At 64.8% G+C, this 23,480-nt stretch carries 25 protein-coding genes; all 25 read right to left on the bottom strand.

The window, feature by feature from the left end:
* Entirely contained in the window at window positions 1-444 is a 444-nt protein-coding gene (locus JVH1_RS31510) for a hypothetical protein (RefSeq protein ID WP_009473887.1), read from the bottom strand.
* A 25-nt stretch (window positions 445-469) separates the two neighbouring features.
* A complete protein-coding gene (locus JVH1_RS31515; protein ID WP_237735109.1) occupies window positions 470-1,144 on the bottom strand; it encodes a hypothetical protein in 675 nt (224 codons plus the stop codon).
* Between the two features lie 50 nt (window positions 1,145-1,194).
* Entirely contained in the window at window positions 1,195-3,906 is a 2,712-nt protein-coding gene (locus JVH1_RS31520) for a hypothetical protein (protein ID WP_009473885.1), read from the bottom strand.
* Complete coding sequence (locus JVH1_RS31525) at window positions 3,903-4,973, bottom strand: hypothetical protein (RefSeq protein WP_009473884.1); 1,071 nt, start codon at window positions 4,971-4,973, stop codon at window positions 3,903-3,905. Before JVH1_RS31525 ends, JVH1_RS31520 begins: the two co-directional genes overlap by 4 nt.
* A 10-nt stretch (window positions 4,974-4,983) precedes the next feature.
* Window positions 4,984-5,382 (bottom strand): hypothetical protein, encoded by a 399-nt coding sequence (locus tag JVH1_RS31530; RefSeq protein WP_009473883.1) that lies wholly within the window; start codon window positions 5,380-5,382, stop codon window positions 4,984-4,986.
* Window positions 5,379-5,729, bottom strand: coding sequence for a hypothetical protein (locus tag JVH1_RS31535; RefSeq protein WP_371113058.1), 351 nt, complete (start codon window positions 5,727-5,729; stop codon window positions 5,379-5,381). The genes JVH1_RS31530 and JVH1_RS31535 overlap by 4 nt, the downstream gene beginning before the upstream one ends.
* Window positions 5,730-5,767: 38 nt before the next feature.
* Complete coding sequence (locus JVH1_RS31540) at window positions 5,768-6,283, bottom strand: holin (RefSeq protein ID WP_157173948.1); 516 nt, start codon at window positions 6,281-6,283, stop codon at window positions 5,768-5,770.
* Between the two features lie 2 nt (window positions 6,284-6,285).
* The gene (locus tag JVH1_RS31545; protein WP_009473880.1) at window positions 6,286-7,578 is read right to left on the bottom strand and encodes a peptidoglycan DD-metalloendopeptidase family protein; all 1,293 of its coding nucleotides are present in this window, start codon (window positions 7,576-7,578) and stop codon (window positions 6,286-6,288) included.
* A gap of 25 nt (window positions 7,579-7,603) precedes the next feature.
* The gene (locus JVH1_RS31550) at window positions 7,604-9,184 is read right to left on the bottom strand and encodes a hypothetical protein (RefSeq protein ID WP_009473879.1); all 1,581 of its coding nucleotides are present in this window, start codon (window positions 9,182-9,184) and stop codon (window positions 7,604-7,606) included.
* The gene (locus JVH1_RS31555) at window positions 9,181-10,047 is read right to left on the bottom strand and encodes a hypothetical protein (RefSeq protein WP_009473878.1); all 867 of its coding nucleotides are present in this window, start codon (window positions 10,045-10,047) and stop codon (window positions 9,181-9,183) included. The genes JVH1_RS31550 and JVH1_RS31555 overlap by 4 nt, the downstream gene beginning before the upstream one ends.
* Window positions 10,044-14,786, bottom strand: coding sequence for a phage tail tape measure protein (locus tag JVH1_RS31560; RefSeq protein WP_009473877.1), 4,743 nt, complete (start codon window positions 14,784-14,786; stop codon window positions 10,044-10,046). The genes JVH1_RS31555 and JVH1_RS31560 overlap by 4 nt, the downstream gene beginning before the upstream one ends.
* An 18-nt stretch (window positions 14,787-14,804) precedes the next feature.
* On the bottom strand, window positions 14,805-15,203 hold the full coding sequence (locus JVH1_RS31565) for a hypothetical protein (protein WP_157173947.1): 399 nt from the start codon (window positions 15,201-15,203) through the stop codon (window positions 14,805-14,807).
* Between the two features lie 89 nt (window positions 15,204-15,292).
* Window positions 15,293-15,799, bottom strand: a complete 507-nt coding sequence (locus JVH1_RS31570) for a hypothetical protein (RefSeq protein WP_009473875.1) — start codon at window positions 15,797-15,799, stop codon at window positions 15,293-15,295.
* A 31-nt stretch (window positions 15,800-15,830) separates the two neighbouring features.
* Complete coding sequence (locus JVH1_RS31575; protein WP_009473874.1) at window positions 15,831-16,418, bottom strand: hypothetical protein; 588 nt, start codon at window positions 16,416-16,418, stop codon at window positions 15,831-15,833.
* Window positions 16,419-16,548: 130 nt separating this feature from the next.
* Window positions 16,549-17,028, bottom strand: a complete 480-nt coding sequence (locus JVH1_RS31580; RefSeq protein ID WP_009473873.1) for a hypothetical protein — start codon at window positions 17,026-17,028, stop codon at window positions 16,549-16,551.
* Complete coding sequence (locus JVH1_RS31585; RefSeq protein WP_009473872.1) at window positions 17,025-17,327, bottom strand: HK97 gp10 family phage protein; 303 nt, start codon at window positions 17,325-17,327, stop codon at window positions 17,025-17,027. Before JVH1_RS31585 ends, JVH1_RS31580 begins: the two co-directional genes overlap by 4 nt.
* Before the next feature lie 4 nt (window positions 17,328-17,331).
* Window positions 17,332-17,706 carry a hypothetical protein gene (locus JVH1_RS31590; protein WP_009473871.1) on the bottom strand — a complete coding sequence of 125 codons (375 nt, stop codon included), beginning with the start codon at window positions 17,704-17,706 and terminating at the stop codon, window positions 17,332-17,334.
* 12 nt (window positions 17,707-17,718) lie between these two features.
* Window positions 17,719-18,087 (bottom strand): hypothetical protein, encoded by a 369-nt coding sequence (locus JVH1_RS31595; protein ID WP_043778186.1) that lies wholly within the window; start codon window positions 18,085-18,087, stop codon window positions 17,719-17,721.
* Complete coding sequence (locus tag JVH1_RS31600) at window positions 18,087-18,482, bottom strand: hypothetical protein (protein WP_009473869.1); 396 nt, start codon at window positions 18,480-18,482, stop codon at window positions 18,087-18,089. The genes JVH1_RS31595 and JVH1_RS31600 overlap by 1 nt, the downstream gene beginning before the upstream one ends.
* Window positions 18,466-18,837 (bottom strand): hypothetical protein, encoded by a 372-nt coding sequence (locus JVH1_RS31605; protein ID WP_009473868.1) that lies wholly within the window; start codon window positions 18,835-18,837, stop codon window positions 18,466-18,468. Before JVH1_RS31605 ends, JVH1_RS31600 begins: the two co-directional genes overlap by 17 nt.
* Complete coding sequence (locus tag JVH1_RS31610; protein ID WP_009473867.1) at window positions 18,837-19,850, bottom strand: major capsid protein; 1,014 nt, start codon at window positions 19,848-19,850, stop codon at window positions 18,837-18,839. Before JVH1_RS31610 ends, JVH1_RS31605 begins: the two co-directional genes overlap by 1 nt.
* Window positions 19,835-20,233, bottom strand: a complete 399-nt coding sequence (locus JVH1_RS31615; protein ID WP_009473866.1) for a hypothetical protein — start codon at window positions 20,231-20,233, stop codon at window positions 19,835-19,837. The genes JVH1_RS31610 and JVH1_RS31615 overlap by 16 nt, the downstream gene beginning before the upstream one ends.
* Before the next feature lie 23 nt (window positions 20,234-20,256).
* Complete coding sequence (locus JVH1_RS31620) at window positions 20,257-20,973, bottom strand: hypothetical protein (protein WP_009473865.1); 717 nt, start codon at window positions 20,971-20,973, stop codon at window positions 20,257-20,259.
* A gap of 69 nt (window positions 20,974-21,042) precedes the next feature.
* Complete coding sequence (locus tag JVH1_RS31625; protein ID WP_009473864.1) at window positions 21,043-22,092, bottom strand: hypothetical protein; 1,050 nt, start codon at window positions 22,090-22,092, stop codon at window positions 21,043-21,045.
* The gene (locus JVH1_RS31630) at window positions 22,070-23,479 is read right to left on the bottom strand and encodes a phage portal protein (RefSeq protein WP_009473863.1); all 1,410 of its coding nucleotides are present in this window, start codon (window positions 23,477-23,479) and stop codon (window positions 22,070-22,072) included. The genes JVH1_RS31625 and JVH1_RS31630 overlap by 23 nt, the downstream gene beginning before the upstream one ends.
* Window position 23,480: the final 1 nt, after the last annotated feature.

A 23,480-nucleotide genomic window follows, 5' to 3' on the forward strand; every position in this document is an offset into this window, starting at 1 on the left:
CTAGACGTGGTTGATGTCGCCGTCGGGGAGCGGGGTCTCGGGGTGGAACACTCCTCCGACGATTCGCTCCGAATCGTAATTCGTGTTGGCGGTCTGATCCGCATCCATGAAGTACAGGTGCTCGCCCCTGTACCAGAAGTACAGGTACTCGTCATCGGAAGGGAGGAACACCCAATTGTCTTGATTGAGGTCATCCGACATGTCGAATCCGCCGTCAGTGCGGAGGATCCTGGTCGGGAGCAGGAGCGAACTCTTCGCCACTCTGTCCGCTATTGCTTGTCCGGATCCGCCGTCCTTGTCCCAGATAGTCTCCGTCATGAGGCGGATCTGGCCGTTCTTGATGCACAGCGGCTTGAAGGGGATCCCCCAGACTGCGAGCCAGTTTCCAGCCCAACCAGTCGGGAGGTTCCCCCCTGCGGAAAGCTGCTTAACGATGTTGGTCACATCCGTCTCCTCTTGTTTTCTTTCATTACGCGCCGAGGTCGGCGAGTTTGAACGAGTTGATCGCGGCTGAGTTGGCAAATGGGTTGCGTTCCAGTCGAAGGGCTCCGTACCGCTGACCTGGTCCCCGCGGCACCGACGAGTCGGACGCGGTGAGGATGGTCGTCCCATTCCTCGTGACCGTGTAGTCGTCACCTACGAACTCCAGCCGGACGGTATCGCCCGTGGCGATTGTGACACTTGTGTTCGAGGCGATGTCAGTCATCCCCTGGCCATTGTTGCCAGCCGCCAGCCCGGACGCGTGTGAGAACTTCGACATATAGATCTTGTTGTTAAAGATGTTCAGGGACAGGGCTGAGGTGCCTGTGGAGTTGCACCGGACGAAGAGCGATGTGTCCGATGTGCTGGTCGACGATCCCATGGTGCCCATCACCACTTCGGCGTATCCATCGTCGTTGTTGATCTGACCGACCGTGACAACTCCGCCTGAGCCATCGCTGCTCCCGGTGAAGGCCAGAGTGTTTGAACTGATGCCAGTGTTGGTGCCGACCTTGTTCCACAATGGTCCGATGACGGAGCTGTTGGCGCGGTTGAAGTCGTCGACGATCGAGATCGGCCGAGCGTAGAGCTGCTCCCAACCCGAGCCGGTCCACCGCCAGGCCTCTCGAACCTGCTCCCACACGGTGCCGTTCCACACGTGCATGGTCTTGACGCGCTCCCACGCCGACCCGTTCCATACGTGTCCGCTCACGGCTACACCGGGATCCAGTAGATCTGGTTCAGGTTGCCCGACCCCGGCAGCGAGGTGACGCGGTTGATCGTCACGCTGGTGCCGTTCGTTCCGTTCGTGCCGTTGGTCCCGTTCGTACCGGCCGGACCCTGTGGTCCTCGGTAGATGATCCCCGCTCCGTTGGAAGGCCACTCTCCGGCCTGCTTGATGTAGAGCAGGTTGTCGGCCGTCACCACGTACTGCGAGCCGTCCGGCGCGCCGGCGGGGAGGGCTGCGTAGGTCGCCACGGTCCCGTCGATCTGGAGGCCGGTGCCGGTCGGACCCTGGATTCCCTGGATTCCCTGATTTCCCTGCGGGCCCTGGATGCCCTGCGCGCCACGCGGTGCCGATACGAGCGTTCCCTCGAAGTACGTCAGTACTCCAGTGGCGTTGCCAATCACGGTATCCCGCTCGGCAGACAGCCCGGGCTGGATGACCTCACCCGCACGCAGGTACACCAGCCACGTTGCGCCGATGCTGGGGTTGTCCGTTGCGCCCCCACCGTAGCGGATGGGTACTCGCGTATCGCCCAGCGTTGCGGACCAATACAGGCCTGGGATTGCCTGCTTGACCAAGGCCTCGTCGGTGTTGTCGTTGTTGATTTGGAGGTTCAACGAGATCGCCCACCAGCCTTCGGTGTTGATGACGACCGTTCCGTCACCCACCGTGTAGACGGTGCAGCCCTGCTCGGTGAATCGCCGCTGGTCGAACACTGCGTCTGCGAGCACGTGCATGGCGGTCGAGCCAGAGAGGTTGATACCCGAAATGCTGGACCGATAGAGGCCGAAGCCCTTGCCGATCATGGCCGTCGGTTTGACGTCTGCGCCTGAGAACGACGAGACGCCGCAGCCGCGGTACCAGATGATGGAGATGTCGGTCCGGTTGAAGACCAGGCCGACGAAGCGGTTCGGTGGGCCGACGGTAGCGGTGTTGCCGGCGTCGACGTAGCTGAGCACCTGGATGCCGTTGAGCATCACGAAGTACTGGTTGCCGACGGCCCGGAACTCGACGGTGTTGCCGGCCTTGGGGTTAACACTGTTCAGCGTGGCCCACGGCGTGGCATAGGTTCCGTATGACCCGGACCCGCGGCCGATCTCGATCCGGTTGGCGTAGACCGAGCAATGTACGAACGACGACCCACCGGAGGCGCAGCGAATCAGGATCCGTGTCGGCGCGGTGTTGGTGCCGGTCTGGCCGATGACGATCTTGGCCATATGGTCGTCGGTGGCCATCGCCGTGGTGTGCCGCAGCCCGTAGTTGCCGGGCGCCGTCGACGAGGACAGGATGTTCGCCATCGCGTTCTGGATGCCGATCTGGGTGGCATTCGAAACGCCCCACTGGGCGCCGAACGGCGAGGTGGGGAACGACTCCGTGATGACCGTGCCCGAGTTCTCGCCTCCCTCCTCGCGGGCCAGATACTCCGCGAGCGTCGACGCCGAACTGAGCGCAGCCTCTAGCGCGGTGCCCGCGTTCGTGTTCGCGGCGTCCGCTGTCGTGCTGGCGCTGCCTGCCGTAGCGGTGACCGCATCGATGTCGTTCTGGATCTGTGCGACCGTCTTGGACACGACGTTGCGGACGGTGAAGTTGGCCAGGCCCCACGAGTACTGCGGCAGACCGACCAGCTTGGTCTCCGAGGCGAACCCGACGTAGGACCGGGCTGCTGTCAGCGGCACCGTGTTCGCCGCATCCACGTACGACAGGATCGTCTTGCCGTTGACGAGCAGCGAGTAGGCGTTGCCGCTTGCCTTGAACTCGACCAGCGCCGACTCCGCGAGGGTGAAGTCGGTCGTCTTCGCGCCGGCCGCGCCGGGGAAGTCGTTGAAATCCCAGGTGTTGCCGGACCGGGTGCCGAATCCCATGTACGCCGACTTGCCGAACAGGTTGGCAAAGACGAACTGGGTCATGTCCGAGTTCGACCGGATGATTATCGACGTGCAGGCCCCGATGGCGACGCCGGCCGGGTTGACCGCGACCGATACCGCGTGGTTCGGCGAGTCCGCAACGTCGGGGCAGAGGGCGTAGCGGCGGCCGTACGACGGCAGCAGGTCGTTCTTCAGTCGCGCTGCTCCGCCGATCAGACCGAGAGCCTGTCCCGCGCCACCCTGAACCCAGCCGTTGCCGAGCACGCTCACGTTGTCGGCCCGGTCGAAGTTGTCGTTGAAGGTGGCGCCGATGGCCATCCTCGACTGGAGCTCGGCGATGGCCTTGGACGCGTTCACCGTGTTCCACGCGGTGCCGTCCTGGAATCCGAGGAGCTCGGCGAACCAGTCGGCGACACCCTGCACGGCCTCACTGATCGGTGTCACGACGACGCCGTTGATGATGTCCAGGATCTGATTGACGATCGAATTCAGTGTGGACAGAAAGGTGGCCGCATCGCCGAGGATGTCGGGTAGTTCGATATCGCCGTCGCCGGTGATGACCTTCTTCACCACGGCCCAGATGTCACCGAGGATCGGTATGGACAGGATCCATTCCTCAAGGTCCTCGAGTCCGCCATTGATGACGCCGGTGATGGTTTCGATGATCCTGGTAGCGGGACTTTGCATCCCGGCGTCCAGGGTTTGGCCGGCCTTCCTCAGAGCGGATAGGTTCGCGAAGTCCAGTCCAGAGGTCGGCGGTCCGAACTCGGACCCGGTGAAACCGATATGCGGCTTCACCGGGTCGAAGAACTCAGGTGTGGGGCGGTCGGTCATGCGATCACCGGCATCGGGCGGACCCGCAGGAACGCCCGTTCCTTCCGGGTCTGGAAGCGGATCTTCGCCGAGGAGTCGACGCGGCGGCCGAGTAGGTAGATGGTCGCCGCGGCGCCGGCCGGGACGATCGTCGACCCGGCGCCGGCGGGAGACGTCTCGTCGGCGGCCGGGACAAGGGTGCGGGCGGTCCACTCGGATTCGAAGATCCCCAGCGCGTCACCGGCGCCCCGGCCGAGCAGCGGACCGGACACGGCGCCGAGGCGGGCTTCGAGATCCATCCGCACGTTGTTGATGGCTGCGACGCTGAACTCGACGAGACCGTGCACGTCCGGCTCGTAAGCCCATGGCTGGGCGGGGATCGTGAGTGTGGTGATCGTCTGGAAGTCGCCGGCCCAGTTGTTTCCGGTGTCGATAGCCAACCAGTCCGTCTCGGACCCGACCTTCTTGTACACACCGGGTGACATCGCGACGGTGCCGGGCCCCCACTTGCCGTTGGCAAGTTTCACCAGGAGGTCACCGGTCTCAGGTTCGCTGGTGTCGTCGAAGTCAGAGGCAGTTTCGATCGTCGCCGTCGGGCCGGGAACAGTGGAGTCGGAGCCGGCCGGTCCGGGCTTGGCGACGATGTTCAGCTTGTAGGCGTTCGCACCGACCTCCTCGAGGGAGAAGTTCCAGTCCGCACCCTGGGTGATCGTGCCCTTGGTCAGGGTGATCGCAGGACCAGCAACACCCTGGGCGCCGATGTAGTTCTGGCGGCGCTCCAATGTGGGGGTGCCGTTGTAGAACCAGGCGTCGTTGGTGCCGGTGATGCCCCACCACTGGCCGAGGTCGTAGTCAGGGTCCAGATCGTTCGGGTCGGGCAGATCCCCGACGGTGGCGACGTCGCCCATGAACCGCGGCGGCACGCCGTCGCGGCCAGGCTCACCCTGGTCGCCCTTGTAGGCGAGGACATCGACGTCCATCTCGCCGGCCTCGATCTCGGCGACACCGCGGCCGGTGGTGCGGATGTCCCACTGGTCCTTCAGCCGCAGCTTCAGGGTCATCGGCAACTCGAAGTTGAAGCCAGTCATCAGGGACTCCTTATTGATCTATCTCGACTGGGCGAGGTGGGACCTCGTCACCGCGGTCGATGATGTGCCGGGACAGCCTCGCGACGTATGCGCGTAAGGCGAGAACGAGTCGGTCGAGTTTGCTGATCGCCCGGTCACGCTCGGCGAGACGCGCTTCGAGGTCCGTGACTCTTTGCTCGTAGCGGGCGATCTCTCTGTCGTGCCGATCCTCGGCATCCGACAGATCCTGCTTGGCCTTCTTCAGTTCCTGCTGCAGCTCTCCCACTGCATCCAGCTTCGACTTGGACCGGGCCGCGACGATCGTGGCGATGAAGCCGGACAGTGCGACGAGGAACGCCGTCAGGACGCCGATGTTCTCGGTGGTGAAGACCGGTTCGGCTGCGATCGTCGTCGCGTATGCACTGATCACCGATAGCCCCTTTCAGCACATCCAAAGGCAAGGCCGGCATGTACGAGCGCCATGAATATGGCGATCGCCCCGGAGAGAACAGGCGTGGGAGGGACTGAGAAGATGGCGCCGAGCAGTATCGCGAGGCCGTAGAAGGCCCACATGAATACTCCTGCGGCGTGGGCGTTTACGAAGTGGCGTCGCTTGATGGTGGCGAAGATCAGCGCGAGGCCGGTGAGGACGAAGCCGATCACCCAGTACGGTCCCGCGTTCTCGATGTACACGACGAGGCTGAGCTGGTCGGGAGGGAGTGGGCGGCGGACGAGTTGAGAGGGGCCGAGGTAGAGCAGGCCCACTGCAATCTGCATTCCGCCGCACGCCCCGGCGACCAGGCGAGTGCCGAGCATCAGCCTTCGGTGTCGGCGTCACTGAGCCCAAGAGAGGGCGTCAGCTCGGTGTCGGTGACCTCGACGACTTCACCGTCCACGGGCGCCAGTGTCGGTAAACCCTTCGCGGGACCACGGTTCTCGGTGAGCAGCGAGGTCACGACGGACAGCAGGACTGCGGTTCCGGCGATCGTCAGTGAGCTCGGCCAGTCGATGTCAGTGATGCTGCCGGTGATCGGGATCGCCGCGGCCAGGGATCCGGCGCCGGTGCGAACCGCCCGGTCCGCGAGGTCGACCAGGAAGTTCCCCGACGTGACGGCGGTCGCGGTCGAGACAGCGAGGATCAGCGACACCATCGCGGCCAGCGCGGCGGCACCGAGGAGGCTGGTCCACGACACGGACACGATCGTGACTCCGGCGCCGAAGAACACGAGGACGTTCTGGAGGAAGGACCGGCCCGCCCGGTCGAGGGCGTCCAGCCAGAATGCCTTGGAGTCCAGGCTGCGGAGTTCGATGGTTGCTTCGTACTCGGCCATGATCACTTACCTCCGTCGATCTTCGCGAGTACTGCCTTTGCGCCTGCGTCGCCCTTGTTGGCCTCACGCCGGACGAGATCGACCGCCGCCTTGACCCCGTTGAGTGCATCGCGCTCGACCGATTCCTCGTGAATTCGGGCGTCGATGTTGAGCACCATCCCGGCGAGGGTGTCGATCGGATCGTTGTTCGCGCGGTACTTCGACCGCGACGGCAATTTCTGGGTGAGTTCGGTGTAGATGCGCTGCTGCTGCTCGGCGGACAGTGCCATGAGAAATCCCTCCTCGGGAGTTGTGGTTCCGGCTGCCTTGGCGAGCAAGACGTCCCACGGGAATCCGGGGCCGGGGTCGGTGTGGTCGGTGGAGTGCCAGGCGTCGACGGTGTCTGCGTGGCCGCCGACGCCCTTCTGCCCGGCTCGCATCTGCGCGCCAGTGAGCTTGACGAGCGGGATGCCGTAGCGGTCGCGCCAGTCGCGCAGGACCCGGGCGCCGGCGTCGAGCTGGCGGTCCTGCGCGAGCCACTCTGCGCGAGTCTGGGAGGCGCGGCCCTTGAAGCACAGGTGCAGGCCGCGCTCGTTGGCGGGCGAGCCCGCGGCCCAAGGAATGTAGTTGTCGTCGTTCGATCGGCCGATCCGACCGTCGCGGCCGACGACGAGGGTGTAGGACGCCTGCGCCCGCGGCTGGGCGAGCCAGCCGAGGAGGTCCTCGATCCGGCCGTTGGGGTCACCCTCGTCGGTGTGGACGATGGCGAGGGTGCAGTTCGCGGGGTTGCGGGGCCCGTCGTCGTTGGGCGAGAGCATGGTGACGTCAGCCTGTAGCTGTCCCACTGGGTTTCCTCCTGGTGTGGGTTGGGGTGCGGCGCCGGGATAGACGGCGCCCGAAAGCCAGGCCGCCGGGTCGAGCCGGTTCGGGCCGGGCGGCGACCACACGTACCGGTGCACCTCGAAGTGCAGGTGCGGTGCGACGCCACCGTTGGTGTTGCTGTCGGGGTTGATGCGGCCGATTCGCTGCCCGGCCGCGACGCGCTGGCCGACGCGTACCTCCGGGATGATGTGGCCGTAGACGGTGAGGCCGCTGCCGTCCTCGGTCGGGTGGTCGACGTTGATCCACTGCCCGAATCCGGTCGCCGGGCCCGCCGCGGTGACCGTGCCGCCCTGCGCTGCATAGATGGGCTGGCCGCCGGACCCGCCGTTTCGGCCGAAGTCCGTGCCCCAGTGCATCGAGTTGTCGAAGGTTCGGTAGCCGAATCCGCTCGTGACATAGAAGTCGCGGGCGACCGGCATGAAGCGTTGAGCCATGCGGACTCCCTGTCGCTGTCTGGTCTCAGTTCATTGCGAGGGTGGCGGCATTGACGAAGGAGAAGAGGCGGGCGATCTTCTCGCCCATCAGTTGGCCGGGCATCTTGTCCGGCTCGTCGTCGCCGATGACGGAGGTGACCTTGACTCGGTCTTCGCGGGTGTCTTCGACCTCGATCGAATGCACTCGGTCGAAGAGAGTGTCGTCCTCGTCGGAGTCCTCCCATCCGACAAGGTGGCCGGTGTCGAAGTCTTCGAACGCACCGAACGGTGCCCAGTCGATGACTTCGACCTTGGCGCGGCGCTTGCCTTCGTTCTCGAACAGTGTCTTCTCGGCGACTGCCTTGCCGGAGAAGGTGTAGGCGCCGGACCCGCCGTTGCCGAATACCTCGGGGAGCGCGAACTTCCCGAGCTTCTTCTTCAGCTGGTAGTTGGTGGCCTTCATGAAGGCGAAGAACATGTCGTTGAGGACACCGGACAGGGCGGTCGCCAGGCCTGGGATGATCAGTCCGGCCCACGCCAGGAGGGCAGTGATCCCAGCCTCCACACCCATCTGCAGGAGTTTGTTCACCCAGGTCGGGCTGCGTCCGCCGACCACCGCCGAGTAGCCGTTGGGGTGGGTGGCTTCGACTGTGGCGTCGAGGATTCCATCAGAGTCCTCGGACCAGATGCACGACGGCAGCTCCTGCTGCTTGAGCTTGTCGGTGATGATGTCCGCCAGACCGGGTAGCCAACCGCCGATCACCGCGTCGATTCCGTCGGCGATCGCCTCACCGATCGTGTTCACGATCGAGTCGATGATGGTGCCGGTGTTGACCAGGCCGCCGGTCTTCGGTCGGTCGATGACGTCGACGATGACTTGAGACTCGAGCAAGGTGATTTTGTCCGGCATCGGTTGCGGGTCGCGGCCCTTGATCCACATCCGTGCCCGCACCTGCACCGACTTGCCCTTGAGGTGCTCGGTGAACAGTTCATCCAACGGCACCATCCGGGCCTGCATGGTGACCATTTCGGAGGTGTCGTGCAGCGCGTCGTACGGCAGCAGCGTGATCGGGCACTGGCCGGTGCGAAACTGGAGCCGCCACACGTTGCGCTGCAGGTACCAGTAGATCCCGCCGCGCAGCGGGCCGATGTACAGATCCTGCGGGGTGATCTGCACTTCCTCGAAACCGGGCAGCGGCATCGGGTACGCCATGATCGCGTGGAACCACGCCCACGTGTCGACCAACGTGACGGTGATCGTCTTCTGCCCTTTGAGGCCACGCTTGACGGCTTTGAGGACGCGGGAGTCGAAGTGCCGGCCGTTGTAGGTGACACGGATCGGAACCACCGTGTCGTCGCACGACATGATCAGCTTGCCGAACTCGTGGTCACCCGAGATGACGAGCTCACCGACGCCGACAGCGTTGTGCGTGAACTTCACCTTGCACGTGGCGTAGTCGCCGATCATCCCGAGTGGGCCGTACGCGGAGTCGAAGATCTCGACGTCGAACTCTGCGGCGTCCCCGCGGGCGGGGGTGCCGTCGATGAGTTCGGCGTGCATCTGCGCCGACCACCAGTCCAGTGCTGACGGTTGGTCCAGCGACGGGTCGAGTACCGGGGTGGTCACCATGGCCTCCTGGACTTGGGGTGAATCGTGCACACCGCCGACGAGTACTCGTTACCGCCGATGACGCGAAGCTTCGACATGTCCACCGACTTACGACCAGGGACCGGGTACCGGAATCGCTGAGCTCCCATGTCCCGGTAAAGGTTCGGGCGCATGTTCGACTTCGCGATGTACTTCGATCGGGCAGTGTGGATGCGGGCGATCTCTCCCGGATACAGGTTCGGTGTCGTCACTACCGTGTCGCCCTGACCGTCCGGGATCTGGAAAGCGCCAGGGCCCTGGATCGTCCACGCCGGCTCGCCCTTCTGGTCGCCGGAGTTGCGGAGCTTTCGGCCCTCGACCGGTTGCCCGTTGACCCACTCGAACACGTCCTCGGGTCCGTACCACCACGGCCGCCCGCAGATCACCGGCACCAGGTAGGGCTGGAATCCGTCGAACGCGGGGTCGAACTCCATGGACACCTTGGGCTGATCCGCCAACCGGAAGTCGACGAACCGTGTGCCGCGGGTGGAGTTCACGTGGAGTCGCGCTTCGGAGTGGTAGTCGATGTCCGACCAGATGCCGTCGTTGATCTCGTGGAACGGTTGCCCGAGTGTCTTGTGCACGTAGATCGGGAGGTAGAACTCTCGCGGTTCCGTGACGGCGCCGAGCCAGAATGCACCGTCGCCTCGCGCGGTCTTGAACCACAGGTGGTTTGCCTTCGGTTCGGTGTAGTCCGCCCACCCGGACGCGAGCACCACCCCGCAGGACTTGCGCCCTACGAGGTGGTGCTCCGACAGGTACCACGCGCGTTCGGGTAGGTCCGCCGCGGCGCCGGGTCCGGCCAGGACCACGTTCGCGGTGTTGTCGGGAAAGAACGTCACCCTGGGATCCCCCGTATCTGTGCCATGCGCCAGCTGTCTTCCTGCTGCGCCATGCGGATGCCGGCCGCCACCTCGCGGCGGTCGGCGCCGTTGATGGTCAGCGGACGCAGTGAATCGAACGGACTGCCCGACTGCGGAGCAGCCGGTGCCGCGGGCGCAGACCTGGCCGCCGCGAACGACGACGCGAGCGAGCTCAGCAGGGCGAAGTCCTGCCCGGCTGCTTTGCGCTGCTCATGGGTGAGAACCAGCTCGTCGTGCCCCGAAGCGTTGAATCCGGGTGTCCCTGTTGGCCAGATGCCACCGGTGTCGTACAGCGGGATCTGCGTGCGGAACGCCTTCATGAGCTCGTCGGGCACCTGGGTACCGAGGGCCTTGATCGTGTCGTTGACCCAACCGTCAACCCCTGGCGTGACCGGCAGCTGCGTCTTGGCCTCCGAGTCGGTGATCGGGATGTTCGCTAGTGGCAGTGTGTGATCGAGCGCTGCGCTGTCACCTGTCTGTTCCGCCTCGTCCCGGAACCCTTTGCCCGCGGCCTGACCGATCGCGATGCCCGCCTGGGCGAGCGGACCCATGTCGTCCACGCCGTAGTAGCCGAGAACATCGCTGACGTTGCTGCTGATGAATTCCTTGCCGATCTCCCCGAAGAGCTCGGACCACGAACTCGGCAGCGACGAATCCGAGGTGCCCTTGGACTTGCCCTTCTTCTGTTCAGTGAGCGCGTTGATCGCCGACTGAAGTTGGTCGTCTGCCTCGTCCTTCTGCTCCTGAGTGGACTCGGGGTCGTCGTAGACCTCGTTCCGATCGAGGCGCGCCTTGTCCACCGCACGCTCGGCCTGGCGCAGGCTCAGCTGATCGTCGGTGTAGGAGGTGGACAGGTCCGGGGCCTCTGGTGCCGGCGGGGCGTCTTTGCCCGCCTTCGCCGCCGCCTTCTTGTCCTCGAGTTCCTGGACCCGGAGTTCGGCGCGTTCGACCTTGTTCTGCGCTTGGTCGCGGTCGGCATCGGTCTTCTTCGGGTTGGCGTTGGTGCGCTCCTGAGCTTCCTTCGCCTGCTGAACTGCGATGACGGCGGACTCGAGTTTCTTCTCGTCCGACTCGGTCCATGTCGCCTTCTTCTTGGACGAACCGGACCGCGAGGTTGAGATGTCACCGCCCGCGCTGTCGGTGTCATCGGCCGATGCCGAAGTGATTGGTGGCCAGAACTTCTCCCACGGAAGGTAGAACTGGTTGTTGCCGAACTGGGCATCGAACGCGCCGACGCTTCCGCCCACCTTGGCAGCGCCATACGAACCGCCCGATTCGTAGTTCGTCCCGTAGATCGTCGCGGCCATGTGCTCTTCGCTGGTACCGACGACGAACGGTCCCTTGGTTCCGGGAACGAGATCAGGCCAGCTTCCTGCGAGTAGGTCGTATGTCGTTCCCAGGCGGCCCTGTGGATCTTCCTCGCCGCGTGCAGCACGTTGGAGCATGGCCACGAATCCCGAGCAGTCAGCGCCGGAGAACGACGCACCGCCCAGGGAGTACGGGACGCCATCCATTTGGGCGCCGACGTCCTCGATGCGGTCCCTGGCGAGTCGGCCACCGGCCTCGAAACCAGGCAGCTTCGGGAACGTGCCGGCGTTGATCATCGCCAGCTCTTTGTCGTACCTCTCCGACATTTCGTCGTTGACGACCCACTCTTTGCCGTTCACCTTCGCGATCGGTGTTCCGTCGGGAAGGACGGCGTAGATGTCGTCGACCGCTGTCCGTGCGGGCATCCGGCCACCGCTGGCGAATCCTGGTAGCCGGCCACCGGCCTCGCGACCGTACTGGTCGAGGTCGTAGCTGTACCCCTGGGCCCGCGCCGTGTTGTTTGCCCGGTCGATGGTCTCGATCGAGATCGTCGCGGTCCGCTGGCGGGCGGCATTGTTCAGCTCGGTGTTGACCGTCGTGACATCCCGGAGGAAGTCCGCGAGCGCGATGATGACCTTTGGGTCTGCGGTGGTCGCGCTGATCGTTTGAAGGTCTGCGAGGGTGAGCTGTTTTCCCTCGCGGATGCCGTCCATGATCAGCCGGGTTTCCGGCGAAGCGGTCTCGTTGTCGAGCATCTTCAGGATCTGATCCGTCTGAAGCGCGGACAGCTCGAAACCGGTCTTGTCCAGGGCGACGCTCGGGATCGCCTTCTCGTTGTTGAGGAGATTGATGCGGCCGATCATGTCGGCCAGTACGGCTTTCGCCTCGTCGGAGTTGGCGACGATCTTGAACGATCCGTCCTCCATCTCTTCGACGGAGAACCCGAGTTCCTCGACCTTCTTCTTCGCCTCGTCGGTCAGACCTCTTACGACGACAGTCTTTTCGTCGGGGACGGATTCGACGGTGGCGCCGTACTCTGCAAACTTGGCCCGAAGCTGATCGGTGACCGGAATCGCTTCACCCAGAGCCTTGTTGCTCTCGAGTTGGGCGTTCGAGACTCGGTCGAGCGATTCCTTCTGGTTGTTGATGTTCTGGGTCAGGGTGACGGCGGATTCGTTGCCGTCGCCCATCCCGTCGATCAGCTCTTGAAGGCTGGCGATTGCGGGCTTGTACGGTGCGCCTGCCTGTGCGAGGGACTGCTGCACCGCGTTGTAGCGTTCGATCTTCTGATTCAGGGTGTCCCAGGAATCGCCTTCCTTCAGGAGGCCCGAGACCAGTTCCTCCCGATTTATACCGGCGCCCGCGTAGGACTCTTCGTTGAACGTCTTCTGACCAGCTAGGCCTTGGTCGACGTTCTCTCGACCCACAGTCGCGATGCGACCGTAGGCAGCATCGTCACCGGTCGCAGCTTTCACGTAGTCGCGAACGTCCAGCCCGTACGACTGGATGCGCTCGAGGTCTCCGGAGGCTTCGGCGTCCTCAGCGATCTTGCGCTTCGTCTCGGCGGTGATCTTGCCGGTCTGAGCGTCGAGGGTGGTCTGCAGCGCCTTCTCGGCAGCTTCCTGGTCACGGGCCTTCTGCTCAGCCTCAGCGTGCTTGGCCGCAATCTGACCGATCGCCCAGGAAGCGGCCATGATCCCGACGACCCACGGTCCACCCATGACGCCGACCAAGCCCTTGGCCGCCGACGCGAGCCCCCGAGTTCCGGCCAGCGCCGCTCCGCCAACGACACCGGCGAACTGACCGACTGACGCGCCGGCCTGCCTCATGGTGCCGCGGAGTCCACCGGTCGCTGTTCCGAGCGCCCGCTGTTCGGTTGCCCATTCCCGTGTGCGCCCGCTGACCCGTCGGTACGACTCGCCCATTTCGTTGATGGCCGGTACTCGGGCTTCGAGGGTCGCGAGTCCGGCGGCCCATTCGCCGAGCGGTTCTGCGTTCTCCGACAGCGACTCGCCGAGCCCGTCGAATTCAGCGGACGACTGGGCGGCCAGCGACTGCTGGACCTCCATTTCCTCACGGAAACCCTTGAAGGTGTCTGCCAATCCGCCGACCTTCTCGGCGGCGGTGTCGGCCCAGGAGGACAGTTTGTCGTCCACGTCGAAGGTCTTGACGGCGGCGAACGCCACGGCGGCCGCCTGCACCGGGGCTGGCAGTTCCATGAACGCAGACGCAAGTTTGCCGACGGTATCGGCTACCGGGCCGAGGAATTCGCCGGCGTTTTGCAGTCCGTTGATGATGCCGTCCGTGGCACCGGAGATCTTGCCCGCTGCTTCGGTGGCGAAGGTCTGCAGAGGTCCGTCGACGACCTCGTAGATCTTCAGGCCCAGGGTTTCGGCGGCATTCTGCACCGAGGCCATCGCCCCGGGGAGACCCTGGGTCTTCGCCGCGGCGACCTCGGCGGCGGCGCCCTGCCGGTTGACGGCGGCGAGCATGGTGTCGAATCCGCCGGCGCCCTGCTGGGCTGCGATACCGGCCAGGCGCATTGCATCGGAGCCGAACAGGGTCGCGGTCGCGGCCTGGTACATCTCCGGCGTCATGCTCTTCGCGGCCTCGTCGAGCTGACCGAACAGCGACGACATGCCCACGAACTTGCCCTGGGCGTCGTACACCGTCAGGCCGAGTTGCTCGATCGCACCCTGCGCGGGATTCGAGGTATCAGTCAGCGCCAGCAGCGTCGACTTGAGCAGGGTTCCGGCGTCCGAGCCCTGGATACCGGCGTTCGACAGCACACCGAGTGTCGCGGCCGTGTCCTCGATCGTGAGACCGAACTGGTTCGCCACGGCACCGGCCTGCTGCAAACCCTGCGCAACATCGGTCATTTCGGCCGACGATGCGTTCGCGGTGTTTGCGAGCACGTCCGCGGTCTTGCCCGCATAGTCGGCGCTGAGACCGAAGGCCTGGAGCGCCTGCGACTGGATCGTGGCTGCCGACGCTGCATCGATCTGCGCAGCAGCGGCGAGCTGCAGGGTGCCCTTCGCCGCCGACATGGACTGCTCGACCGTGAAACCGCCCTTGGCGAGTTCGGTCATTGCCGCCGCGGCGTCGGATGCGGAGGTGTTCGGCAGCTCGATGTCGTTGCCGAGTTCTTTCGCTCGCGCCGACACCGCCGCCATCTGCGAGGCTGTTGCACCGGACACGGCCGACATGGTGTTCAGGGTGGTGGTGTAGTCGTTGCCGATCGTGATGATCTGCTTCGCGACGGCGGCGGCGCCAGCAGCACCGAGAGCGAGACCGAATGCACCCGCGAACTTGCTCGCCGCGCCCACCGCGGGCTGCAATCCGCGTTCGAGCTGATTCGGTACATCCCTCGTGTTGACGCCGACTTCGATGTCGATCCGGCCACCGGCCACTGCGGACCTCCGCTTCTGCTATTCGCTGCTGGGTTCGGGGATCGGCTCGAATTCGATTCCGCGCAAGCGCATGTAGTCGGCAACGGACAAGGTGCCGTCCCCGTTCGGCACAGGCGTCTTGTAGAGCTCGACCTGTTCCCTGTACATCTGCTGACGGACTTCGTCGATCGCAGGCGGGCGCAGAGCTACCGGCCGGATCAGCGGCATCGGAGGCGGCTTCAGTCCAAGCATTTCCCGGCGTGCGCGTTCGGCCGCGATCTTCGGATCGTCAGGGTCGGTGATCCGATCGGCGTACGCACTGTTGAGCGTGTACTCGATACGGTCGAGGAGCATCGCCCAGTTCTCGGAGTCGCGCTCACGTTGGGCGTCGAGCTCGCCGGCCCGCCTCATGTAGGCGAGCATGTCGATCCACGGCATCCCCTCGAGCGCCGACTGAAGGTCGATGCCGAAGTGATACCGCAGACCGCACAAAGCCCTCGCCCGCCCGTCCTTAGTGAGGAGGTCGGCTAGAGCGCGAGGAATTTTCCCTGTTCGTTGACCAGCCCCGCGATCCGGTACATCCCCCGAAACAACCGGTCGGAGATGATCTCGGGCAGATCCTTCATCTGCTCCCACAGCTTGGTCGCGTCACCCGATTCGGTGATGCTCTCGAGCTGAGCGACCATGTGCTGATTGAACTTCTCCTCAACATCCTTGACGAACTTCTCGGAGAGCTTCGTTCGGTCAGCCTGGGACAGCGCCCGCTGTTCGTCCTCGGGCAGCGAGGCGATCGGGTGCGGCGGCGGTGTGTAGTGCAGCAGCTTCGACGCTGCGATCACTTCGAGGCCGGTGAAGGACCGTCGGATGTAGGTGGTCACGCCGCCGAACTCGACGAGGACGGGCGCGAAGGTGATGTCGGCGGGCGGCAGGGTGACGTCCTGCCCGACCGCGAGGAGTGAGTCGAGGGGGAACGGGGCCGGACCGCTTTCGGTGACAGCGGTCCGGGCCTCGTTCTTCTTGTTTTCGCCTGGCATTGCTTGTGTCTCCTGTTCGGAAGGGGTGGACTTAGACAGTGACTCCGCCGTCGTCGGTGCCGAATTCGCGGACCTTTGCGAGGGCGAGGAGTTCGAATTCCCAACCGTCGAGGTCCTGGCCGCTGAACGAGCGGGGCGGAGGCGTCACCAGGCGGACGCGTTCGCAGTAGAGGGCGGTCTTGTGCCGGAAGTCCATCGCTCGCCAGATGAACGCGAAGTCTTCGCCGGCGCCGCGGATGAACTCGTACACCTCGTCGGCTTCGATCTCGACGACGGAGCCGCCTTCGAGTCGCGTCAGGGTGGTGGCCTTCGACCGGTCGACGGCGCGGAACTTCAGCCGTTCCTTCAGTGGGCCGGTGGTCACGTCGTACGCCGAGTCGCGGTAGTTGAACACCTCGTGTTCCTTCAGCTCCCGGGTGGGGTTGAGGTCGAGGCCCTTCTGAATGCCGCCGAACGGATCCCACGTCACGGCAGGAATAGAGGGCGGTCCGGTGACCGCGGGGGTGACGACGGGCGAGGCGAAGATCGCCGCGCCCGGGAATGCTGTTCCGGCGGGTGCTCGGAAACCATCGCCGTCAAGGTAGGTGACTGCCTTCTTCGGATCCGCGTAAGTGCTCACGGGTCGCTCCTTTTCACAAAGTTCGGCCCACCTGGTGTGAGCGCTGGGTTGTTGAGGTGTCCCGCCCGATACCTGGGCCAGGCAGCCGGGCATCGGGCGGGACGATGGAGGGCGCGACGGCGCCGGTACTTCAGGGCATCCAGGCGAACTTGGGTGCCGAATCCATCCGCATGGTGAGTTCCACCCGGACGGGGGCCCGGTAGAGGGGGAGGTCTTCACCACGGGTCTTGTCGATCAGGTTCATGGGTCCGTCCACCCAGTTCCCTGCCCACCCGCAATTACGGAAGGCGATGTTGGAGGATCGGTCGATGATCTCGCCAGCGAGGCCGCCGATGTCCCATGCGATCTCTTCGGGGTCACCGGATGGGGGCCACTGCAGTGTGGGGCGGCCTGGTACCCACACGTCGATCTGCACCATCGGTTTGCGGAGCATCGCGTCACGGCCAGTGGTGGTCGCTGACCGGCAGGTGACGAAGGGGCGGGTCAGCGTATTCGGGACGTCTCGGGTGGAGATGAACTCTGCGGGTACGACGGCAGCGAAGTCGCTGTCTGTCCGCAGACGGTCACGCACGGCTGCGGGAGCGAATGGGATCCGCGTTTTTTCGGTCACTTCGGCTCCCATCCGCGGTAGTCGCCGTAGCGGCGAGCGTTGTTCGTCAGCACCGCGTGCGGTGGGGTGTCAACGGTGCCGTACTCCTTGAAGACTGCGTCCTCGTCGGTGTCGGCGACGAACACCCGTTGCCCGTCGGTCTCGACGGTGATTCCGTCCCGGTAGTCGCCGGTCAGCACCGGGGCGTCGGCACGTGCCTCGTCCGCGATCGTCCGGCCGATCTCCAGACGACCGTCGAACGAGGCCTCAAACGCTTCCGCGCGCGCTCGGCCGTCGTAGACAGTCAACCGAGCGGACATGGGATCAGTCCTTCGGTGCGGTCTTCGCGGCCTTCGCCGCAGGCCTTCCGGGCGCCGGGGCGACGGGTGGTGCCGAGGCGGGTTGCTTTGGTGCGTCCGTGGGCTCAGGGGCGGCCGCGGTGTCGGTTTCGCCAACAGGGCGCACAGTGTCTGCCGTGACTTCGTCCTGCTTCTCGCCCGATTCCGACGGTAGTGCCGCCACTTCCTTTTCGGTGGCCTCGACGAGTGCCGCGAGCTTCAGCTTGTCGAGATGCTCGAGGTGCGCCCGGGAACCGCGGGCGGTGACGTGCTTGCGGCCCGCTTCGTCGGTGTACCGATACAGGTCGTCGACCGCAAGATTCTCGGACGAGCCCAGATCGGCGGTGTCGTTCTCAGCCATGCTGATTCACTCCTACATGTCGTTGGAACGCCGCACGACGGCGGCGATGTATGCGGTGCGGCGTGGGCTGCGAACCGGTCGGCGCGCACGGGGCTTGCCCACCACTTGATAGATGGCCCCGTCTTCGTCGCGGAAGCTGTCCCGCTCGGTGGGCAGCGGGTCCAGGCCCGGGTCGAGGAGAAGGATGTACGAACTTGTGACGTGGCCGTCCTGGAACTCGACGTTGCCCGCGTCGACCGATGACGCGGACAACTGCCGCTGCTGCAGCAGCCCATGCCACGGGACCTCGGTCGGCGGGACCGGAACTTGATTGTTGGTCGACTCGTCGTACTCAGGATCGTTGTACCGCAGCAGCACCCACGGCTCGGGTAGAGGGCGCATCAGAACACCCGAATCGAGAACGCACCGGTGCTTGTCTCACCTACGTCGGGGTCGAGCTCGGCGAGTTCTTCGTCGGTGTAGTAGATGAGCCGCTGGTCGGCGTCGGCGTACTGCTCGGTGTTCTCCGGATACTGGGTGCTCCGGACTCGCAGCCCAGTGCGGATCACCTCGAGTGCGCGGATAACCGCGGTGACAACCGTCCCCTTGACGAGCTCCCGGTCGAGTGTCCCGTCGAGCATCCGTGCGTCGACGGCGAGGTAGCGGCGAGACCTCAGTTTCGACGACGCGTAGGCGATCAGCGACTCGACCTGGGTGACCTCGGGATCGGCCAGGGTTTCCCCTAGCCGATCCTCGACGTCAGTCCGGGTGATGAGCGGCTCAGGCGGTGCCGTCACCGTCGCCCTCGCCTTCCTTGGTGTCCCCACCGATCGCGTCCGCGGTCACGGTTTCGGGCGATTCCTCCGCAGCCTTGATGGCTGCGACGATGTCGGCCTTCTTCTTGGCATCCCCGAGGTCGACACTGTTCGCGATGGCGTAGGCAAACAGCTCCGGGACCTTCCACTGGTCGGACGGTTCGCCGGCGGGGAAGTCCTGCTCCTCGACCACCACTGCAGCAGGGGCCTGTGCCCACGCGGCGGGGTTGGTGATCTGCGCGGCCGCCCACTCCGGCACCGTGTCGGTCGGGCCGAACTGATGATAGGTGCCGTCTTCGTCGGCGACATGGACGAACGCGGACAGGCGGCCACCCATCACAGCACCTTCGCAATCATGGTCGCGTTGGCGTTGCCGAGAATCGGCAGGCCGACACCGGAGGCCTTGGTCCAGCGGCCGACCGGGTCGTTGTCGATGTAGGAACCGACAACGATTCCGGGAGCCTCGGACGCGTCGATGCCGTAGTCCGGCTCAATCGATTCCGCCGTGGTTCCCCAGAGCGTCTCGCCGATCTTGACGTCGGCGGTGTAGAGAATCGAGTCATCCGGGATGAGGCGCACCGGGTCGCCGTCGAAGTCCTCGACCTGGGCATCGAAGATCTCAAAACGCGGATGCCCGAACGAAGAGAACAGTGCGTTCACCTGATCGAGAGTCACGATGCCCTGCGTGGAACCCGGGGGCAGGCAGTAGGCGCGGATGGTCGCGTTGCGCATCAGCGTCGACATCACGCGCTGTGAAGTGATTGCCCGGGCCGGGTTGCCGGAGTTCGCCAAGCGGAAGGTGGAGAACCACGTCTCCTGGTTGGCGATCGGGTCAGCGGCGCCGGACCACACCGTGCCAGCCACGATGGTGTGGCCGGCACTACGGCCGAAGTCCACCTCGATCTCGAGGCCATCCTCGGCGAGATTCACCTTGGCGGTGGTTAGCGCCTGCGCCTTGGCCACGATCAGGCGGGTACGCAGAGCGTCCGCCAGCTCAACAGCATCGTCCTGGATCAGCTTGACGATCGAGGAGTCCGCCTTCCGAAGGCGCAGCCGGTCGTATTCACCGAGTCGCCGCTTCTCCGAGATCGGGGGCAGCTCACCGGAAATCCGGGTCACTCCCTTCCGCTTCGACTGCGGCGCCTCGACGTCCCAGCTGCGGAACTTCGCCATGCGCTTGAGGCCACGCTCGGTGATATTCGCCCGGAAGTCGACGTCGTCGACAACCAGATCGGGCAGCAGATCGTCGATCAGTGCGAGGTTGTTGATGGGTCGGTCAGCGAGCGCTTCACGCACGTAACCGGTCAGTTCGACCGGAGTGATGTAGTCGCTATTCAGCACGAGTGCCATTGCTCAGTCTCCTTAGAAGTAGCGGATGGACTTGGCAGTGGCCTGGCCAGCTGCGTTGACGGCGGTGGGCAGCTTCGCCACGAGGACAGCGCCGTGCCAGTGCAGGGCACCAACGACGACGGTCGCGCCGGCGGGAACCTTCGTGGCTGTAAAGAGGTGACCCTAAACGGGTCGGTGTCGCCGTTGGACCACAGTCCGTAGCGGCCAGCGGCGACTTTCTTCAGCGGCAAGCCTGACTTCAGGTAGCCCTCGGGGTAGTGGGTGCCCGCGGTGAACGTTGCGACGTCGATGTTGATCGAACGTGCGGTGTCCGTTCCGTGTGCGGACGCGAGCCAGGACTGGTCGTCCTGGCCGAAGGTCTCGGTCTTGATCTTCAGATCCATGGTGCATTCCCTCCTTCAGAGGTTCAGTTCTTCTTGGGGTTTCGCGCCTGATAGGCGGCTCGACCGGCGGCCATCGACCCTGTCGCTTCGCGCGACCCACCGCCCTGACGGCGGTCGGGCTTCGGAGCCTTCCGGGTGCCGCCTTGCGCGGCCAGGTACGGCTTCTTCTTGATCAGGTCGTCGATTGCATCAGCGATCTCGTCCGGATCCACTTCGCCGTCCTCGCTGACCTCGAACTGATCGAGGTCGAGAAATCTGTGTGCATCCGCAGGGTCGGAGAGTTTCCCTGCGGCCGCTGCCCTCACCTCCGCGGCGATGATGCGGGAGTTGGCGCGGGCGGTCAGGCGCTCCTCGATGACACGCTCACGCTCGTCGTCGTCGGGTTCCTTGACCTTCGGCTTGCCCTTCGAGGCGAGCTGCGCCTTGAGCTGACGGTTCTCCCGCTCGGCGGTGATCCGACGGCTCCGCTCTTCCCTCCGCTTGTCCTTCTCCCTGGCGAGGGCCTTCTCACCCTTGGGGCCGAGGGGCTTGTCCTCGTCGTCGGGGTTGTCGTCGGAGTCAGCGTCAGGATCTTCGTCGGGGTCCTCGTCCGGGTCCTCGTCGTCGGGGTCCTTGTCGCCGGTATCGCCGTCGTCTTCGCCGTTACCGCCGATGACCGGCCAGATCGGCTTGCCGCGCTTGGTCAGTCCCAGTGCGGTGAGACCAGTGACGGCATGGATGGGCAGGATGGTGCTGGACATGCGGATTCTCCTTTGGTCGCCCATTGCGGGCGTGTGGTCGATCCGTTGCGGATCGATGAGAGTGACGGCTCAGTGCTGGACGTAGCCGTACAACTTGAGGAGCCGAAGAGCGTCGATGCGATCCTCGGCGAGAGTGAAGATGGTCTCGGGCATCAGCCGCGGTGCGCGTGCCTGAAAGTACTTTCCGTTGCGGATATCGTTCTGGCGCTGCACATATCCCACTTTGCTCATTGCCTTGTAGGCGATGCCTCGGCGGGTGACGCCTTCGTCGGTGGTGAAGACCTGCTGGCCGTAGACGGTGCGCGGTTCGAGTTGCCCCTTCGGGATCCAACCGCTGAGGTTGGTCTGTGCCGTCGACATGCCGCGGCGGACATTGACGACTTGGCTGATATCGGCGCCCGCACGAATGGCCTCGGCACCCGCGTTCGTGAAAATCTTGTCCTGCTGCTTCTTCGAGAGGCTGTCGAAGTAATCGTTCGGATCGGTCCGGATGTCGCGGGCGGTGTCCTCACGTGTCGGGATGTGCCTGCAGTCGCAGCCGGGGTGGCGGTCGAACCCACGGTTCCATCGGTAGAAGCGGCCAGCGAGCACCGCGCACCGCGAGCAGGACGGCGGATTGAGCATCCTCGTGTACCCGACATTGCGCCGGGAGGCGATGCTCATCGCCGTCGCCGCGCGGGCGGTGTCGGCGACCTGCACCTGCATGCGCAGCATCAGCGAGTTGAGCCCGGACTGCCACGCCGACGAGATGACCTGATCGGTCACCGTGTTCGCCTGGGCGATCTGGCCCTTCGCGTGAATCACTGCGCCATACATCAGCGAATCGAGCGGGCGCCCATCCGAGCTGACACCGATCAGCGGCGCGGTGGACAGTTCGACCTCCGGTTCGACGGGGGTTCCGAGCTCGTCGAGGACGTCCGACACGTATGCCTCGGAGCCTTCGATTGCCCGGGCCTGGCCGGCAGTGATGATCTCGAACAGCAGCGCGACGTTGGCGAGGAACCAGGCATCGAAGTCCTTCGGCGGCCGGGTACCCCAGATCTTCCGGGCGGTCAGCAACACCTTGGTAGTGATGCGCTGCTGGTCCCGGTAGTAGTCAGCCGACGCTTGCGGGATCATCGGCGTTTGTGTCGTCGCGGTTCAGGTCTCGGGTGAGCCGGTCGAGGACCGGATCGGACGCCTCCTGCTCGAAGTAGCCGCGCTCGCGGTCCTTCCGCGCTTCGTCCCAGCCCATCTCGTCCCACGAACCCTCACGGGACAGGACCGGGGTGCCGCCGTTCAGCTTCTGGATGAAGTCGGCCTCCTCAGCCTTCGTGGGGGTGGCCGGGTTGCGCCACTCGACCTTCATTGCGCGTCCCGCGGCCGGCCATTCCCCGGTGCGGAAGCGCTCGTACAGCGCCATCAGCCAGCCGATACCGACGCCCTGGGCCTCGTTCTTGTCCTCGGTGTTCGAGATCAGGCGGGATTCGTCGGCGCGGATCGCGCCCTCAGCGGCCGGGTTCGCGGTGTTCTGACCGAAGAACCGGAACGGCAACCCGGTCACCGACGACGCCATCGCCGCATAGTGATTGGTGGTGTCGTGGAAGTTCTTCAGGTCCGACGGCGAGAACTGACCGACTTGCACGTCCTTCGGCGACTTCTGGTTCGCCCAGATCGACGTGTAATACGCCTGCCACACCGGGATCGGTTGGCCGTTTTTGTCGACGAAGTCGCCCTTCGACATGCCGAGGACCCACTTCTGTGGGACCGAGTGCGTCTCGACAGCCACCTGCAGGTTCGTCAGGGCGCGCGCCGCGGCGTCGACCAGCGGGATCAGGTCCGCCATCTCCGATGTTCCATCCCACCCACCAAGGCGCCTGCGGTTGAGGAAGAGGATTCCAGGAACTCGACCGAGTTTGTGCTCGTCGATGCCGTTGTCGTCCCCGACCTCGTCGATCTCCCAACCACCGCGGCCTGCGACGACCTGGATGGTTTTGTCCGGTAGCAACAGTGTTCCGACGCGCTGCCCGTCTTCCGTTCGGTACTGCCGGAAGAGTGCGTCCATCCGGCGTCTCGATCGGTCGATCAGGCAGGACATGTGGCGGGGCGACTCGATCGAGATGAGGGGATGTTCCTCGTCCTCAGCGTTCGATCCAACGGTTCCGAAGCATCGGCCGAAGATCATTGTCTCCGTGTTGAGGAGGCTGATCTCCGAGGACAGGTTGTTCGCGTCGAAGCCCTCCTGCAGCGCCTTGCTCCGCTTCTTCTTCCCACCCGGGACCATGATCGACTTGATCTTCTGCCGGCGGGCGATCTCACCGACATACATCCGGTTCCAGTTGATGACCAGCTCGAACACCCGAAGCTCAGGCGGGACAGCGATACCGATCTGCTTCAGTCGCTGCTCGCCCTCGAAGTACGCCTCGTTGAGCTTGTCCTTCGGCTGCAGTTTGTGCAGCTTCGCGTTGAGCTTGCCGATCATGTCCCGCTCGTCAGAGTTGAGGGTCGTTCGCAGAGCGACGGTCACG

Origin of the sequence: Rhodococcus sp. JVH1 (assembly GCF_000280725.2) — a bacterium.
Lineage (GTDB): Bacteria > Actinomycetota > Actinomycetes > Mycobacteriales > Mycobacteriaceae > Rhodococcus_F > Rhodococcus_F jostii_A.

Coding starts and splice junctions, on each gene's coding strand:
- JVH1_RS31515 (WP_237735109.1), bottom strand. CDS start 1,144: ATGCACGTGTGGAACGGCACCGTGTGGGAGCAGGTTCGAGAGGCCTGG.
- JVH1_RS31520 (WP_009473885.1), bottom strand. CDS start 3,906: ATGACCGACCGCCCCACACCTGAGTTCTTCGACCCGGTGAAGCCGCAT.
- JVH1_RS31525 (WP_009473884.1), bottom strand. CDS start 4,973: ATGACTGGCTTCAACTTCGAGTTGCCGATGACCCTGAAGCTGCGGCTG.
- JVH1_RS31535 (WP_371113058.1), bottom strand. CDS start 5,729: ATGCAGATTGCAGTGGGCCTGCTCTACCTCGGCCCCTCTCAACTCGTC.
- JVH1_RS31540 (WP_157173948.1), bottom strand. CDS start 6,283: ATGGCCGAGTACGAAGCAACCATCGAACTCCGCAGCCTGGACTCCAAG.
- JVH1_RS31545 (WP_009473880.1), bottom strand. CDS start 7,578: ATGGCTCAACGCTTCATGCCGGTCGCCCGCGACTTCTATGTCACGAGC.
- JVH1_RS31565 (WP_157173947.1), bottom strand. CDS start 15,203: ATGCCGTGGATCGACATGCTCGCCTACATGAGGCGGGCCGGCGAGCTC.
- JVH1_RS31570 (WP_009473875.1), bottom strand. CDS start 15,799: ATGCCAGGCGAAAACAAGAAGAACGAGGCCCGGACCGCTGTCACCGAA.
- JVH1_RS31585 (WP_009473872.1), bottom strand. CDS start 17,327: ATGTCCGCTCGGTTGACTGTCTACGACGGCCGAGCGCGCGCGGAAGCG.
- JVH1_RS31590 (WP_009473871.1), bottom strand. CDS start 17,706: ATGGCTGAGAACGACACCGCCGATCTGGGCTCGTCCGAGAATCTTGCG.
- JVH1_RS31595 (WP_043778186.1), bottom strand. CDS start 18,087: ATGCGCCCTCTACCCGAGCCGTGGGTGCTGCTGCGGTACAACGATCCT.
- JVH1_RS31605 (WP_009473868.1), bottom strand. CDS start 18,837: ATGGGTGGCCGCCTGTCCGCGTTCGTCCATGTCGCCGACGAAGACGGC.
- JVH1_RS31610 (WP_009473867.1), bottom strand. CDS start 19,850: ATGGCACTCGTGCTGAATAGCGACTACATCACTCCGGTCGAACTGACC.
- JVH1_RS31615 (WP_009473866.1), bottom strand. CDS start 20,233: ATGGATCTGAAGATCAAGACCGAGACCTTCGGCCAGGACGACCAGTCC.
- JVH1_RS31620 (WP_009473865.1), bottom strand. CDS start 20,973: ATGTCCAGCACCATCCTGCCCATCCATGCCGTCACTGGTCTCACCGCA.
- JVH1_RS31625 (WP_009473864.1), bottom strand. CDS start 22,092: ATGATCCCGCAAGCGTCGGCTGACTACTACCGGGACCAGCAGCGCATC.